Origin of the sequence: Roseicyclus sp. (assembly GCF_052168335.1) — a bacterium.
Lineage (GTDB): Bacteria > Pseudomonadota > Alphaproteobacteria > Rhodobacterales > Rhodobacteraceae > Roseibacterium.
In genome coordinates, this window is sequence record NZ_JBQLZP010000559.1 from 1 (window position 1) to 13,852 (window position 13,852).

The 13,852-nt window shown below is 71.1% G+C and carries 15 protein-coding genes; 7 read left to right on the forward strand and 8 right to left on the reverse strand.

Going from position 1 to position 13,852, the window contains the following annotated elements; genetic code table 11:
- Window positions 1–160: 160 nt before the first annotated feature.
- On the reverse strand, window positions 161–427 hold the full coding sequence (locus tag ACTS11_RS16995; protein ID WP_442641481.1) for a hypothetical protein: 267 nt from the start codon (window positions 425–427) through the stop codon (window positions 161–163).
- A complete protein-coding gene (locus tag ACTS11_RS17000) occupies window positions 424–2,259 on the reverse strand; it encodes a M3 family oligoendopeptidase (protein WP_442641482.1) in 1,836 nt (611 codons plus the stop codon). The genes ACTS11_RS16995 and ACTS11_RS17000 overlap by 4 nt, the downstream gene beginning before the upstream one ends.
- Window positions 2,260–2,600: 341 nt before the next feature.
- Between ACTS11_RS17000 and ACTS11_RS17005 the strand changes: the two genes are divergently transcribed.
- Window positions 2,601–3,146: a TetR/AcrR family transcriptional regulator gene (locus tag ACTS11_RS17005; RefSeq protein ID WP_442641483.1), complete on the forward strand. Its 546-nt coding sequence runs from the start codon at window positions 2,601–2,603 to the stop codon at window positions 3,144–3,146.
- A gap of 32 nt (window positions 3,147–3,178) precedes the next feature.
- Here ACTS11_RS17005 and ACTS11_RS17010 read toward each other — a convergent pair whose 3' ends face one another.
- Genes ACTS11_RS17010 through ACTS11_RS17030 form a run of 5 tightly spaced genes read right to left on the reverse strand, consistent with a single transcriptional unit; the run spans window position 3,179 to window position 6,462 of the window.
- Complete coding sequence (locus tag ACTS11_RS17010; RefSeq protein WP_442641484.1) at window positions 3,179–3,529, reverse strand: AAA+ family ATPase; 351 nt, start codon at window positions 3,527–3,529, stop codon at window positions 3,179–3,181.
- A gap of 31 nt (window positions 3,530–3,560) precedes the next feature.
- On the reverse strand, window positions 3,561–4,613 hold the full coding sequence (locus ACTS11_RS17015) for an endonuclease/exonuclease/phosphatase family protein (RefSeq protein ID WP_442641485.1): 1,053 nt from the start codon (window positions 4,611–4,613) through the stop codon (window positions 3,561–3,563).
- A gap of 5 nt (window positions 4,614–4,618) precedes the next feature.
- Window positions 4,619–5,320 (reverse strand): TerB family tellurite resistance protein, encoded by a 702-nt coding sequence (locus tag ACTS11_RS17020; protein ID WP_442641486.1) that lies wholly within the window; start codon window positions 5,318–5,320, stop codon window positions 4,619–4,621.
- Window positions 5,321–5,377: 57 nt separating this feature from the next.
- Window positions 5,378–5,851, reverse strand: coding sequence for a GNAT family N-acetyltransferase (locus ACTS11_RS17025; RefSeq protein WP_442641487.1), 474 nt, complete (start codon window positions 5,849–5,851; stop codon window positions 5,378–5,380).
- Window positions 5,848–6,462 carry a VOC family protein gene (locus ACTS11_RS17030; protein ID WP_442641488.1) on the reverse strand — a complete coding sequence of 205 codons (615 nt, stop codon included), beginning with the start codon at window positions 6,460–6,462 and terminating at the stop codon, window positions 5,848–5,850. Before ACTS11_RS17030 ends, ACTS11_RS17025 begins: the two co-directional genes overlap by 4 nt.
- Window positions 6,463–6,578: 116 nt before the next feature.
- On the opposite strand from ACTS11_RS17030, the gene ACTS11_RS17035 reads away from it, so the two are divergent.
- The 5 genes from ACTS11_RS17035 (at window position 6,579) to ACTS11_RS17055 (ending at window position 11,237) form a co-directional block, all read left to right on the forward strand.
- Window positions 6,579–7,154, forward strand: a complete 576-nt coding sequence (locus ACTS11_RS17035) for a 5-formyltetrahydrofolate cyclo-ligase (RefSeq protein ID WP_442641489.1) — start codon at window positions 6,579–6,581, stop codon at window positions 7,152–7,154.
- Between the two features lie 45 nt (window positions 7,155–7,199).
- Complete coding sequence (locus ACTS11_RS17040; RefSeq protein WP_442641490.1) at window positions 7,200–8,012, forward strand: TIGR00282 family metallophosphoesterase; 813 nt, start codon at window positions 7,200–7,202, stop codon at window positions 8,010–8,012.
- Window positions 8,009–8,923: a DMT family transporter gene (locus tag ACTS11_RS17045; RefSeq protein WP_442641491.1), complete on the forward strand. Its 915-nt coding sequence runs from the start codon at window positions 8,009–8,011 to the stop codon at window positions 8,921–8,923. Before ACTS11_RS17040 ends, ACTS11_RS17045 begins: the two co-directional genes overlap by 4 nt.
- An 87-nt stretch (window positions 8,924–9,010) precedes the next feature.
- Window positions 9,011–10,792 (forward strand): SLC13 family permease, encoded by a 1,782-nt coding sequence (locus tag ACTS11_RS17050; RefSeq protein ID WP_442641492.1) that lies wholly within the window; start codon window positions 9,011–9,013, stop codon window positions 10,790–10,792.
- 31 nt (window positions 10,793–10,823) lie between these two features.
- Entirely contained in the window at window positions 10,824–11,237 is a 414-nt protein-coding gene (locus ACTS11_RS17055; RefSeq protein ID WP_442641493.1) for a hypothetical protein, read from the forward strand.
- A gap of 6 nt (window positions 11,238–11,243) precedes the next feature.
- Here ACTS11_RS17055 and ACTS11_RS17060 read toward each other — a convergent pair whose 3' ends face one another.
- Window positions 11,244–13,016, reverse strand: a complete 1,773-nt coding sequence (locus tag ACTS11_RS17060; RefSeq protein ID WP_442641494.1) for an SLC13 family permease — start codon at window positions 13,014–13,016, stop codon at window positions 11,244–11,246.
- A gap of 196 nt (window positions 13,017–13,212) precedes the next feature.
- On the opposite strand from ACTS11_RS17060, the gene ACTS11_RS17065 reads away from it, so the two are divergent.
- The coding region (locus ACTS11_RS17065) for a YebC/PmpR family DNA-binding transcriptional regulator (protein WP_442641495.1) at window positions 13,213–13,852 on the forward strand (640 nt) is incomplete at its 3' end.

The window sequence follows — 13,852 nt, forward strand, 5'->3', positions numbered from 1 at the left end:
CAAGGCCCCCCCGGGCGTGGCTCTGTCACATCGGCGGCGGCCCCGTGAAGAAGCCGTTTCCGGCCCCTCGCCGTGCCCAATGCGCGCATGCGCGATGATGCTGTGATTCAAGCATCCGGCGCAACATGCAATTTCCCGCGCCGCCCGCGCTGTGGCCCGTCTACCGCCGCCGCTCCCGCAGCCAGCGCAGGAACGGCTTCACGTCGAGCGCCGCGATCGCGATGCCGAGCGGGATCATCCAGAGCCCGAAGACCGGCAGGAAGGCGAGGACGCCGCCCATCATCAGGAGGAGGCCGATGACGATCCGCCCCCCGGGCGGCACGCGCTGGCGCACGCGCACCAGCGTCCGCTTGAACCAGTTGGTCCAGCGGCGCCAGTCGGCCTCAGAGACGAACCGCGAGAGGAACGCAGGACGTGCGATGATCACTTCTCCATGGCCTCCAGCTGGTCGATGAAGCCTTCGATCATCGACAGGCCCTTGTCCCAGAACGCCGGATCGCTCGCGTCGAGGCCGAAGGGCGCGAGCAGGTCCTTGTGGTGCTTCGATCCGCCCGCCTTCAGCATCTCGAAATACTTCTCCTCGAAGCCCGGCGTTCCCTCCTCGTAGACGGCGTAGAGCGCGTTCACGAGGCCGTCGCCGAAGGCGTAGGCGTAGACGTAGAAGGGCGAGTGGACGAAGTGCGGGATGTAGGCCCAGAAGGTCTCGTAGCCTTCCATGAACTCGAAGACGGGCCCGAGGCTCTCGCCCTGCACGGACATCCAGAGCGCGTTGATGTCGTCAGGTGTCAGCTCGCCTCCGCGCCGCGCCTCGTGCAGCTTGCACTCGAAGTCGTAGAAGGCGATCTGGCGCACGACCGTGTTGATCATGTCCTCGACCTTGCCGGCCAGCAGCACCTTGCGCGCGGCGTCGTCCTTCGCGCCCTCCAGCATCTTGCGGAAGGTCAGCATCTCGCCGAAGACGCTCGCCGTTTCGGCCAGCGTCAGCGGCGTCGAGGACAGGAGCTCCCCCTGGCCGGCGGCGAGGCGCTGGTGCACCCCGTGGCCGAGCTCGTGGGCGAGCGTCATCACGTCCCGCGGCTTGCCGAGGTAGTTGAGCATCACGTAGGGATGCACGTCCGAGACGGTCGGGTGCGCGAAGGCGCCGGGCGCCTTGCCCTCCTTGACGCCCGCGTCGATCCAGCCGTCGGTGAAGAAGGGCTCGGCCAGCTCCGCCATCTTCGGGTCGAAGCCCGCATAGGCCTCCGTCACGATGCGGCGCGCCTCGTCCCAGCCGACGATCCGCGTCTCCTCCATCGGCAGCGGCGCGTTGCGGTCCCAGACCTGCAGCTTGTCGAGGCCGAGCCACTTGGCCTTCAGCGCGTAGTAGCGGTGGGAAAGGCGCGGGTAGGCGGCGACGACCGCGTTCCTCAGCGCCTCGACCACCTCGGGCTCGACATGGTTGGCGAGGTGGCGCGACATCTGCGGGCTCGGCAGCTTGCGCCAGCGGTCGGTGATCTCCTTCTCCTTCGCCAGCGTGTTGTGGACCCGCGCGAAGAGCGGCAGCCGCGCCTGGAAGGTCTCGGCCAGCGCGCGGGCGCCCGCCTCGCGCTTGGCGCGGTCCTGCTCGGTCAGGCAGTTCAGCGTCGCCTCGATGCCGAGCGTCTCGCCGTCGACCTCGAAGCTCAGCCCCGCGATCGTCTCGTCGAAGAGCTTGTTCCAGGCGCTGGCGCCTACGACGGAGGTGTCGTGGAGGAACTTCTCAAGCTCGTCCGAGAGCTGGTAGGGCTTCATCGCCCGCATCCGGTCGAGCACGGGACGATAGCGCGCGAGGTCGGCATCCTCGGCCATCAACGCCTCGTAACGGTCGTCGGGGATGCGGTTGAACTCCAGCCCGAAGAACACGAGCGGCGTCGTGTAGGTCGTGATCCGGTCCTGCATGTCGGACATGAACTTGGCCCGGACGGGGTTCGTCGTCTGCTGGTAGTAGCGCAGGCCCGCGTAGGACATGACGCGCCCGGCCTTCATGTCGATCGCCTCGTAACGGCGGATGCAGGTCAGGAGGTCGGCGGCGGACAACTCGGCCAGCCTGCCCTCGTAGTCCCCGGCGAAGGCCGCGCACTCGGTCTCGAGCCAGGCGAGGTCGCGCTCGACCTCGGGCGCGTCCTGCGCGGCGTAGAGGTCCGAGAGGTCCCAGTCCGGCAGATCGCCCAGCGGCTTGCCGCCCGCCTCGGCGGCGTCCTTGAGGGGAAGGGGGGCAGGGGCGGGGAAGGGCAGGCGCATGGGAACCTCGTGTCGCGGAACGTCAGCCCCTCATATGCGCGCGCCGGGCCCCGGTCTCAACCCTCCGGGCGCCGGTCGTTGCGCGGCGGGTTGGGGCTCGAGACGTCGAGAACGGTGCCGTCGTGGCCCGGCAGGACTTACCAGCCGAAATCGCCGCGTCGCGTCATGCCGAGCAGGGTTTCGCAGAAGGCGGCGGTCGCTTCGACGTCGGTGGCGAGCGGGTTCGTGATCGCGCGGTTCACGGGGCCCCATACATCAGTGCACGGAAAGATACACTGATGTATGGTTTCTCGCCCGTCAATGCACTTGTGTATGCCGATGCCTTTGGACAGACTGCCGCCATGACTCGGCTGGACAAGACCGACTGGCTCGACTTCGCCCTCGGACAACTGGCCGAGAAGGGGCACGACGCGCTCAAGGCGCAGACGCTGGCGGCCGCCCTCGGCGTGACCCGCGGCAGCTTCTACTGGCATTTCGAGGATCTCGACGCCTTCAAGCGCGACCTCGTCGCCCACTGGACGGACCGGACCAGCGAGGAACTGGTGCGTGCAGTGGTGCGCGAGGGCGATGCGGAGGCGCAGCTTCGCGGCCTCATGCGGCGCGCGTTCCGGTCCGGCGCGGCGCTCGTGCGCGCCATGCGCGCCTGGGCGGTCGTCGATCCCGATGTCGCCGGGCACGTCGCGGCGGTCGACTGGCGGCGCATCCGTTTCGCGGAACAGTTGCTGGAAGCGCTGGGCGTGGCGGACGGCGAGATCGGCCCGAGGTCGCGAATGCTCTACTGGGCGGCCATCGGGCGCTTGATGATGGCGCGGACGGAGGGACAGGACCTCACGGATGCCGAGATCGAGGGGCTTGCCAGGATGGTCGCGGGCGCGGACCATACCTGAGTGTCCGGAGACTCCGAACGCGAGTGTATGGTCTAGAGCTCCACCGCGCCGTCCTCGCCCACCTCCGGCTCGGGCTCCGGCAGCGGCCGGTCGGGCAGGCGGCGGATGATGATGTCCCCGTTCGGCAGCCGCTCGGGCATCTCGTAGGCGGAGAGGTCGTCGATCAGGCTGCCGAGGGACTCGAGGAAGGGCATCATCTCCTCCTCGAAGAAAGGCCGCGCCTCCTCGAGCATGGGGCGCATCTCGTCCATCAACCCCTCGAGGATCATCCGCGACCCTTCGCGCAGCATGTCGAAGCCGCGCTCGGTCTCGCTCTCCTCCTGCGCGGTGGCGGGGGCGGCGAGAGCGGCGGCGAGGATCGCGATGGGCAGATACCGGGTCATAAGTCGAATATAGGCGATTGCAGCCTTCCGTTTAAGGGGAACCGTCCTCGGCGAGGTCGAGAGTCACCGGGAAATGGTCCGACGCGGCGAGGAGCGCGTGGCGCAACCCTTGGTCGGCGTAACAGTCGCGGTCGTCGAACGGGTGCCAGATCCGCCAGCGCCGCGCGAAGGGCCGGAGGTTCGGCGACACCATGATGTAGTCGAGCAGCGCCGAGAGCCACCGCCCCTCGGGCGCGATGTAGAAGCGCGCCGTCGTCGGCTGCGGCGAGATGCGGCTGCGCAGCGCGCGTCCGGCGTGCGGATCGTGGAGCCGCGCCTCGGGCGGGGCCGCGGTGCCGAGGATGATCTCGACGCCCGAGCGCCCGAAGAGCCCCTCGAACTCGTCGAGGCCGGGGCCGTCGTTGAGGTCGCCCGCGACGATCAGCCGGTCGCCCGCGGCGAGGTGCTCCTCCACGCGGCGGCGAATCCAGATACACTGGGCAAGCTGCTTGCGGCGGTTGGCGATGGCGAGGGCCATGGCCTCTTCCGGACCCTCGGCGCCATGCGGGGCCTTGGACTTCACGTGACAGCCGATGAGCCGGATGGTGCCGAGCGGCGTCTTCAGCTCCGCCTCGAGGGGCGGCTTGGAGAAGACGATCACGTCCTCGGTCGCGTCGATGTCGAGGTCGATGCGGAAGGCCGTGTCGAATCGCGGCGCGGCCAGTTCGGAAGGCGAGCGCCCGTGCTTACCCGTCAGCGGCCCGAGCGGGTCGTGCCGCGCCGAGATCACGTCGGGATCGTAGAGCAGCATCAGCTCCTGCTGGGTGTCGTTGGCGAAACCGGACAGGACTGTACGGGCGCGGATGCCGGCGGCCTCGGCGAAGACGGCGAGCGCGCGTTCCCCGTCGTGGCGGCGCGAGATGTCGGGGGCCTCGACCACGAGAACGGCGTCGGCGTCGATCGCCCGGAAGACCGTGCAGAGCGCGTCAATCTGTTCGGCCCGCGTCACGCCCTCGCGCGCCGACCACGCGCCGTCGCGCAGGAGATCGCCGGCGAGGTCGAAGAGGGCATGGAACCATTCGACGTTGTATGTGGCGATGCGCATGGGTTTCAGGCCGCGCCGCGCTCGGCCCGGATCGCGTCCCAGGCCGCGTTGATGGCGCTGAGGCGCCGCTCGGCCAGCTTCACCGCCTCCTCCGGCACGCCGCGGGCGAGCATCCGGTCGGGGTGCGTCGCCCGCGCCTCGGCCCGCCAGGCGGCGCGCACCGTCTCGAGGTCCGCGCCCGGATCGACGCCGAGGACGGCATAGGCATCCGTCTCGCCCGGCACGTTGCGCGCGCGCATCCGGCGGAACTCGGCCTCCTCCATGCCGAAGATCGCCGCGACGCGGGCGAGGAAGGCCTCCTCGCCCGGATGCCAGGCGCCGTCGGCGGCGGCGATGTGGAAGAGCCCCTCCATCAGGTCGCAGAGCACGCTGTCCCGCCCGCAGGGCGCGCCATCGGTGCGGAACATGGCGGCGACGCGCCGCGCGTAGTCCTCGAACCCCGCCACGTCCTCGCGGGCGAGGTTGAAGACCCGCGCCGCCGCACGTTCGTCCGATGGGGGGATGTGGAAGACCTCGCGGAAGGCCGCGACCTCGTCGCGCGTCACCCGGCCGTCGGCCTTCGCCATCTTCGCGCCGAGCGCGATGACGGCGATGGTGAAGGCGACCGTCCGCTCGGGCGGCGTGCGCAGCCGCTCGAACACGGCGGCCAGCCCCTCGCCCGCGCGGATCGCGGCCAGCGCCTCGGATATGCGGGTCCAGATCGACATGGCCCCGTTCTATCGCAAAGGCCGCGGGAACGTCAGGGCCAAGCCGACGCAGGGGCCTCAGAGAATCTTCTGCATCAGGACGAGGTCGTGCCAGCGGCCGAACTTCCACCCGACCTGGGGCAGGCGGGCCACCTCGCGGTAGCCGATGGCGGCATGGAAGGCGACGCCGTCCGTGTTCTCGCCCGAGACGCCGGCGAAGAGGGAATGTGCGCCCTGCGCCCGCAGCGCCGCCTCCACCTCGGCCATGAGCGCGCGCCCGAGGCCGCGGCCCCGCGCGCCGTCGGCGACGTGGATCGAATGCTCGAAGGTATGGGCATAGCCGGGCCCGCCGCGGAACTGGAAGGCGGTGACGAAGCCCGCGACCGCGCCGCCCTCCTCGGCCACGAGGAAGGGGAGGCCGTTCCCGATCGCCCGCGCGAGGTCGGCCTCGGTCTTCTCCAGCGTCGTGAAGGTCGCCACCGTCTCGCGGATGACGCGGTTCCAGATCCCGGCGATCTCCGCCGCGTCGCCCGGTCTCGCGGCGCGGATCACAGGACGACCTCGCCCCCCGGCGCCGCCAGCACCGCCTCCATGCGCGGCACCTCGGCCGCGTGGACGCTGACGCGGTCGTCCGAGATCAGCGGTGCGAGCGCGGCGCGGAGGGCCTCCGCCTCCGGCGAGTGGAGGCGGAGCGCGGTCAGACGCACGCCGAGGTCGGGCAGCCGCGGCGCGGGGTGCGCGGTGCCGTGCCACTCGATCAGCGCGGGGAAGAGGCCGCCGAAGGGCAGCTTGCCGTCCCGCGGCACCGCCATCCGCCAGGAGAAGTCGCCGCGCGCGAAGTCCCAGGGCACGCCCACGCCGTCGGGCGCGGCGGCGAGCGCCGCGTCGAGGTCGGGCGTCCGGCAGATCCAGGTCGTCGCCCGCGTGGCGCCGCGGAAGTTGTCGAGGTCGAACCAGCGCGGCTGCGACGGCCCCGGCGCGCCCGGCTCGATGGCGATGAGCTCGAAGTATTCCGAGGCCCCGAGCGAGAGGAGGCGGTTCCACGTCCCCATCGCGGCGTGCTGGCCGCCGGGGTTGAGCGCGAGGCCGAGCGCGGCCTCCACCTCCGCCGCGCCCGTCTCGAGCGCCTCCGTCGATACGGCGATGTGGTCGAGCGTCAGCATGGGGCATCCTCCTGCGGGTCCGGCCCTCGATTAGCGCGGTCCCGCGCGGCGGAAAAGGCCGCGCGAGTGTCGTTCGGGGCCTTGCGCTCGGGGGCGGGCCGGGATTGGCTCGGGCCATGACGGACGACACCGCCCCCGACCCCAAGGCCGCGCTCAGGAAGGCCGCCTTCGCCGCGCGCAAGGCCGCCTTCGCCGAGGCCGCGACCGCCGTGCCGGAGGCGACGCGCCACCTCCTGGCAGAGATCGGTTCCGCCGAAGGCCGCATCGTCTCGGGCTACATGCCGATCCGGACCGAGCTCGACCCCGTTCCCGCGATGGCCGCGCTCCACGCGCAGGGGGCGCGCATCTGCGTGCCGGTGATCGCCGGGCGCGGCCTGCCGCTCGACTTCGCCGAGTGGCGTCCGGGCGCGGCGATGGTCGAGGGGCCCTTCGGCGCGCTGATCCCCGAGGACGGCGCGCCGCTTGAACCCGACACGCTGATCGTGCCGCTCGTGGCCTTCGACCGGGGGATGGCGCGGCTCGGCTATGGCGGGGGGTTCTACGACCGGACGCTGGCGCGCCTCAGGGCCACGGGCCGGCCCCGCGCCATCGGCTTCGCCTTCGCCGCGCAGGAGGTGCCGCGCCTGCCCTCCGATCCCACCGACGCGCCTCTCGACGTCATCGTGACCGAACGCGGCATCCTCCGCCCCTGAGATCGCGGCTGGACGCAGGCCCCGCCACGCCCTAAGCCCAAGGACATGAGACTCCTCTTCCTCGGAGACGTGATGGGCCGCGCGGGCCGGGAGGCCGTGATCGCGGCGCTCCCCGGACTGCGCCGCGACTGGCGGCTCGATTTCGTCGTGGTCAACGGCGAGAACGCGACCTCGGGTGCGGGCCTCTCGGCGGCCCACGCCAAGGCCCTTCTCGACGCGGGCGCGGACGCCATCACGCTCGGCGACCATGCCTTCGACCAGCGCGACATGCTCCAGTTCATCTCGGGCGAACCGCGCGTGCTGCGTCCGCTCAACTTCGCCAAGGGCGCGCCGGGGCAGGGCGCGCGCCTGTTCGAGGCGCCGGGCGGGCGCAAGGTCTTCGTCGCGCAGGCGCTGGGCCAGGTCTTCATGAAGCGGCCCTTCGACGACCCGTTCTCGGCGCTCGACGGCGCGCTGCGCAGCTACCCGCGCGGCGGCCTCGCCCAGGCGGTGATCGTCGACATCCACGCCGAGGCGACCTCCGAGAAGATGGCGACGGGCCATTTCTGCGACGGCCGGGCCAGCCTCGTGGTCGGCACGCACACCCATGTGCCGACGGCCGACGCGATGATCCTGCCGCGCGGGACGGGCTACCTCAGCGACGCGGGCATGTGCGGCGACTACGATTCCGTCATCGGGATGCACAAGGAAGAGCCGCTCCGCCGCTTCGTGACCGGCATGTCGAAGGAGCGCTTCACGCCGGCGGCCGACGCCGCCACGCTCTCGGGGGTCTACCTCGAGACGGACGACCGCACGGGAGCCGCGACGCGCATCGTGCCCGTCCGTCTCGGCGGCCGCCTCCAGGAAGCCCGTCCGTGAGCACGGGCGCCCGCGACCGTCTTGTCCTGATCGCCCTTCTCGTCCTGATCGGCGCGGCCTGGGGCATCACCCAGCCCTTCGCCAAGATCGCGGTCTCCGAGGGCTACCGGCATTTCGGCATCATCTTCTGGCAGTTCGCGCTGGGCGCCGCGCTGCTGGCGGCGATGAACCGGGTGCGGGGCCGTGGCCTGCCGGTCGCGCCGCGCCACCTCGCGCTCTACGCCATCATCGCGCTGATCGGGACGCTCCTGCCCAATTCGGCGAGCTACACGGCGGCGATCCACCTGCCCTCGGGCATCCTGTCGATCGTGCTGTCGCTCGTGCCGATGATGTCCTTCCCGATCGCGCTCGCGCTCGGCATGGACCGCTTCTCGGCGCTGCGCTTCACGGGGCTCGCGCTGGGCTTCGCCGCGATCCTGATGATCGCGCTCCCGGAGACGAGCCTGCCCGACCCCGCCATGGTCTGGTGGCTGCCGCTGGCGCTGGTCGCGCCCGCCTTCTACGCCGTCGAGGGCAACTTCGTCGCCCGCTACGGGACCGAGGGGCTGGACCCGGTGCAGGTGCTCCTCGGCGCGTCGCTCGTGGGCCTGGTCATGGCCGCGCCGCTCGCCCTCGTCACCGGACAGTGGATCTCGCCCCTGCCGCCCTGGGGCGCGCCGGACCTCGCGATCCTCGGCTCCTCCACGGCCCATGCGCTGGCCTACGCGGGCTATGTCTGGCTGGTCGGGCGCGCGGGCGCGGTCTTCGCGGCGCAGGTCAGCTATCTCGTCACCGCCTTCGGCATCTTCTGGGCCTGGCTCATCTTCGGCGAGACCTATTCGGCATGGGTCTGGGCCGCCATCGCGCTGATGTTCATGGGGCTCTTCCTCGTGCAGCCCCGCCGCGCGCAGACCGTGGCCGCACCCGCCTGAGGACCAAGACGCCGCTTGCAGGCGTCTTGGCCATGCCCGAATATGGCGTCGTAGCCGGGGCGACCTCCGGACGGCCAAGGGGCGCGGATGATCGATCTCAACCTGTCGCAGACCGGCGAGGGCGTCCTCGCGCTCGCGATCCTCGCGGGGATGTTCGTCCTCTTCCTGACCGAGCGCTGGCCGACGGAGGTGGTCGCCATCGGCGCCGTGGCGCTCCTGCTGATCCTCGGGCTGCTGCCCTACGGCGACGCGCTCGACGTGCTGGCCAATCCCGCCCCCTGGACCATCGCGGCGATGTTCATCGTCATGGGCGCGCTCGTGCGGACGGGCGCGCTCGACCGGCTGACGAAACAGGCGGAGGCCGCCGCCTCCAAGAGCCCGAAGCGCGCCATCGTGGCCCTGCTGGGCGTGGTGGCGCTGGCCTCGGCCTTCATGAACAACACGCCCATCGTGGTCATCATGATCCCCGTCGTGGTCCAGGTGGCGCGGATCGCGGGCCGCGCGCCCTCGAAGTATCTCATCCCGCTGAGCTACGCCGCGATCCTCGGCGGCACGCTCACCCTGATCGGCACATCGACGAACCTGCTGGTGGACGGCATCGCCCGCACTCGGGGCCTCGAGCCCTTCTCGATCTTCGAGATCACGCCCATCGGCATCATCGTGGTCGCCTGGGGGATGGTCTACTTCTTCTTCGTCGGCCGCCACCTCCTGCCCGATCGCGTGTCGATGGCGGCGATGCTCGGCGGCGGGCGCAGCCGCGCCAAGTTCTTCACCGAGGTCGCGGTTACTGAGGGCTCCACCCTCATCGGCCGCAACGTGAACGAGGTGGAACTGTTCCGCCGCAAGGGCGTGCGGCTGATCGACGTGCTCCGGGGCGACGCCTCGCTGCGCCGGGACATGACCGGGGTCGAGCTGCAGGCGGGCGACCGCGTGGTTCTCAGGACCGACATGGCCGAGGTGCTGGGCCTCCAGCAGTCCAAGCAGCTCAAGACCGTCGACAAGCTCAGCGAGGTGCGCACGACCACCGTGGAGGTGCTGATCACGCCGGGCTGCCGGATGGTCGGCCGCAGCCTCGGCAGCCTGCGCCTCAGGCGGCGCTACGGCGTCTACCCGCTCGCCGTCCACCGCCGGGCGCAGAACATCGGGCGTCAGCTCGACGACCTCGTGGTCCGCGTGGGCGACACGCTGCTGCTCGAGGGCACGCCCGAGGATATCGAGCGCCTGGCCGCCGACATGGAACTCGTCGACGTCTCGGCCCCGTCCGAGCGCGCCTACCGGCGCGGCAAGTCTCCCGTCGCCATCGCCGCCATGGCGGGCATCGTCATCTTCGCCGGGCTGAACGTCGCGCCGATTCTCGCGCTCGCCGTGATCGCGGTGGCCATCGTGCTCCTGACCGGCTGCATCGACGCCGAGGAGGCCTTCTCCTTCGTCGAGGGACGTCTCCTGGCGCTGATCTTCGCCATGCTCGCCGTCGGCGCCGCGCTCGACCACACCGGAGCGATCTCGCTCATCGTGGGCTCCATCGTGCCCGCGCTCGACGGGATGCCGCCCGTCGTCCTCGTCTGGGCGGTCTACTTCATCACGACGACGCTGACCGAGCTCGTGTCCAACAACGCCATCGCCGTGATCATGGCGCCGATCGCCATCGCCCTCGCCGAGGCCACGGGGGTCGATGCCCGCCCGCTCCTCATCGCGGTCATGATCGCGGCCTCGGCCTGTTTCGCCACGCCCATCGGCTACCAGACGAACATGCTGGTCTACGGTCCGGGCGGCTACAAGTTCACCGACTTCCTGCGCGTGGGCATCCCGCTGAACCTCTCGTTGGGGGTTGTGGTCTGCATCGCGATTCCGCTTATCTGGCCACTGTAGGGCCGCATCCGCAGCCCGGAAGGAGCGTCCCATGCCGGCACCGAAGATCCGCGAAAGGCTACCCGACGCCTTCGTCATGCTCGCCGTCGTGGCCGTGCTGACCGGCTGCGCCGTCTCCGCCCCGAGCCCGGTCGGGGTTTCGCTCGACCGCTCGGCCCTCGAGGTGCGGCTGTCGAACGGCGAGACCTGCACGGGTCCCGTCGCGCTCGTTCCGACGCCGCAGGGCCGCACGACCGTATCGGGCTCGGGCACGCTCCAGGGGTGCAGCGCGGCGCTCGGCTACACGGTCACGGGCGAGACGGGGTCGAACCCGATCCGCATCGTGCTCGAGGAGGTCTTCGCCGCCATCGGCCTGCCCGACGCGATCGCGCCCCGCGCCGAGGTCGAGATCACCGCGCCCGACGGGCGGCGCTGGACCTTCGCCTCGCCCTCCGATCCGGCCTGAGCCCGCTCAGAGCGGCCAGAAGACCAGGAGCGCCGGGATCGACACGGCGATCACCAGCACCTCGAGCGGCAGGCCCATCCGCCAGTAGTCGCCAAAGCGGTAGCCGCCGGGCCCGAGGACCAGCGTGTTGTTCTTGTGTCCGATGGGCGTGAGAAAGGCCGCCGAGGCCGCGACCGCCACCGCCATCAGGAACGGGTCGGGGTTCACGCCCAGCCGTTCGGCCATGGTGATCGCCACGGGCGCGGCCACGATCGCCGTCGCCGTGTTGTTGAGGATGTCCGAGAGCGTCATGGTCACGACCATGAGCACCGTCAGGATCGCCCAGGCGGGCCAGCCCTCGGTCAGCGTCAGCAGCCCCGAGGCGATCAGCGCCGTGCCGCCCGAGGCCTCGAGCGCGGCGCCCAGCGGGATCATCGAGCCCAGGAGCACGACGACCGGCCACTCGATCCGGTCGTAGAGCTCGGACAGCGGAACCACCCGCATGGCGACGAAGCCGAGCGCGACGATCCCGAGCGCCACCGGCAGGTAGATCAGCCCGAGCGCCGCCGCCGCGACCGCCGAGGCGAAAAGCGCGATGGCGGCCCAGGTCTTGCCCTCCTGCGTGACCGCGAGGCCCCGGTCGGCGAGCGTCATGCCGCCGAGCCAGGCCACCACGTCCTCGGCCCGGTCGGTCGGCGCGAGAAGGAGCAGGATGTCGCCCGGCCGGATCACCGTCTTGCGCAGCGACCGGGTGATCCGCGTGCCCCGCCGGGCGATCCCCATGAGCGTCGTGTTCTGCCGCCAGGCGAGGCCCACGGCCTCGACCGTCCGGCCCGCGATCCGCGCACCCTCGGGCACGACCATCTCGACCAGCGCAACGCCCTCGCCGAGGGTCTCGGCGTCGGTGCCTTCCTGCATCGCCTCGAGCCCGTGCGAGGCGCGGAACTCGTCCAGCGCCTCGGGCGTCGCCTCGATCAACAGGACGTCGCCCTCGGCCAGCATCAGGTTGCGCCCCGTCCCGTAGCGCCGCCGCCCGTCGCGCACGACCCCGAGCAGCGCCACGTCGGCGCGCGCGGCCTCCTCCTCGAGCGCATGCAGGCGCTGCCCGGCGAAGTCCGCGCCCTCGGGGATGCGCAGCTCGGCGATGTAGGGCTTCAGCTCCTCCATCCGGTCGCCGCCGACGCCCGAGTCGCGCACCGGGATCAGCCGCCAGCCCGCGAAGGCCACGAAGAGGAGCCCGGCGACGGCCGCGATCCCGCCTACGGGCGCGAAGTCGAACATCGCGAAGGGTGCGCCGAGCGCGTCCTCGCGGAAGGTCGCGATGATGATGTTGGGCGGCGTCCCGATCAGCGTCGCCATGCCCCCGAGGATCGTCGCGAAGCTGAGCGGCATGAGGCTGAGGCCGGGGCTGCGCCCCGCCTTCCGCGCCGTGGCGATGTCGACCGGCATGAGCAGCGCCAGCGCCGCCACGTTGTTCATGAAGGCCGAGAGCACGCCCGCGACGCCCCCCATGATCGCGATATGCGCGCCGAGGCTGCGCGAGGCGTCGATGAGAGTCCGGGTGATGAGCAGGACCGCGCCCGAACGCACGAGGCCCGCCGAGACGACGAGGACGAGGGCCACCACGACGACGGCCGGATGGCCGAAGCCCGCGAAGGCGGCCTCCGCCGGCACGACGCCGAGGACCACCGCCGCCATGAGCGCGCCGAAGGCCACGAGGTCGTAGCGGAACCGCCCCCAGATCAGCAGCGCGAAGACGGTGCCGAAGAGGGCGAAGAGGATGGCCTGGTCCGTCGTCATGGCGCGACCCTAGCCGCCCGCCTCGGGAAGGGGAATGGGACGCGCCGGGCCACCGCGCCGCGGGGGGCCGATCCGGCAACGCGGCTCCGGCGGCGGAGACAGCTGGCGGGCGGGGTCCTCCGCCCCCCGTATTGCCGCCTCCGGGCGGCTGGCATATAGACACCGCCACACGAGGCAACAGACCGAAGAGGCAGCCATGGCCGGCCATTCCAAATGGGCGAACATCCAGCACCGCAAGGGGCGTCAGGATGCGGCGCGTTCCAAGCTGTTCTCCAAGCTCTCGAAGGAGATCACCGTCGCCGCCAAGATGGGCGACCCCGATCCCGACAAGAACCCGCGCCTGCGGCTCGCGGTGAAGGAGGCCAAGGCGAGTTCCGTCCCGAAGGACGTGATCGACCGCGCCATCAAGAAGTCGCAGGGCGGCGACGCGGAGAACTACGAGGAGATCCGCTACGAGGGCTACGGCCCGAACGGCGTCGCGGTGATCGTCGAGGCGATGACCGACAACCGCAACCGCACCGCCTCGACCGTGCGCTCGACCTTCGGCAAGCATGGCGGCAACCTCGGCGAGACCGGCTCGGTCGCGTTCATGTTCGACCGCAAGGGCCAGGTGATCTACCCCGCCTCGGCGGGCGACGCGGAGACCGTGCTGATGGCCGCCATCGAGGCGGGCGCCGAGGATGTGGAGAGCTCGGAGGAGGGCCACGTGATCTGGTGCGCGGATACCGATCTCGCCGAGGTCTCGGCGACCCTCGAGGCGGCGCTGGGCGAGAGCGAGAGCACCAAGCTCGTCTGGCGGCCGACGACGACCACCGAACTCGGCCTCGAGGACGCGC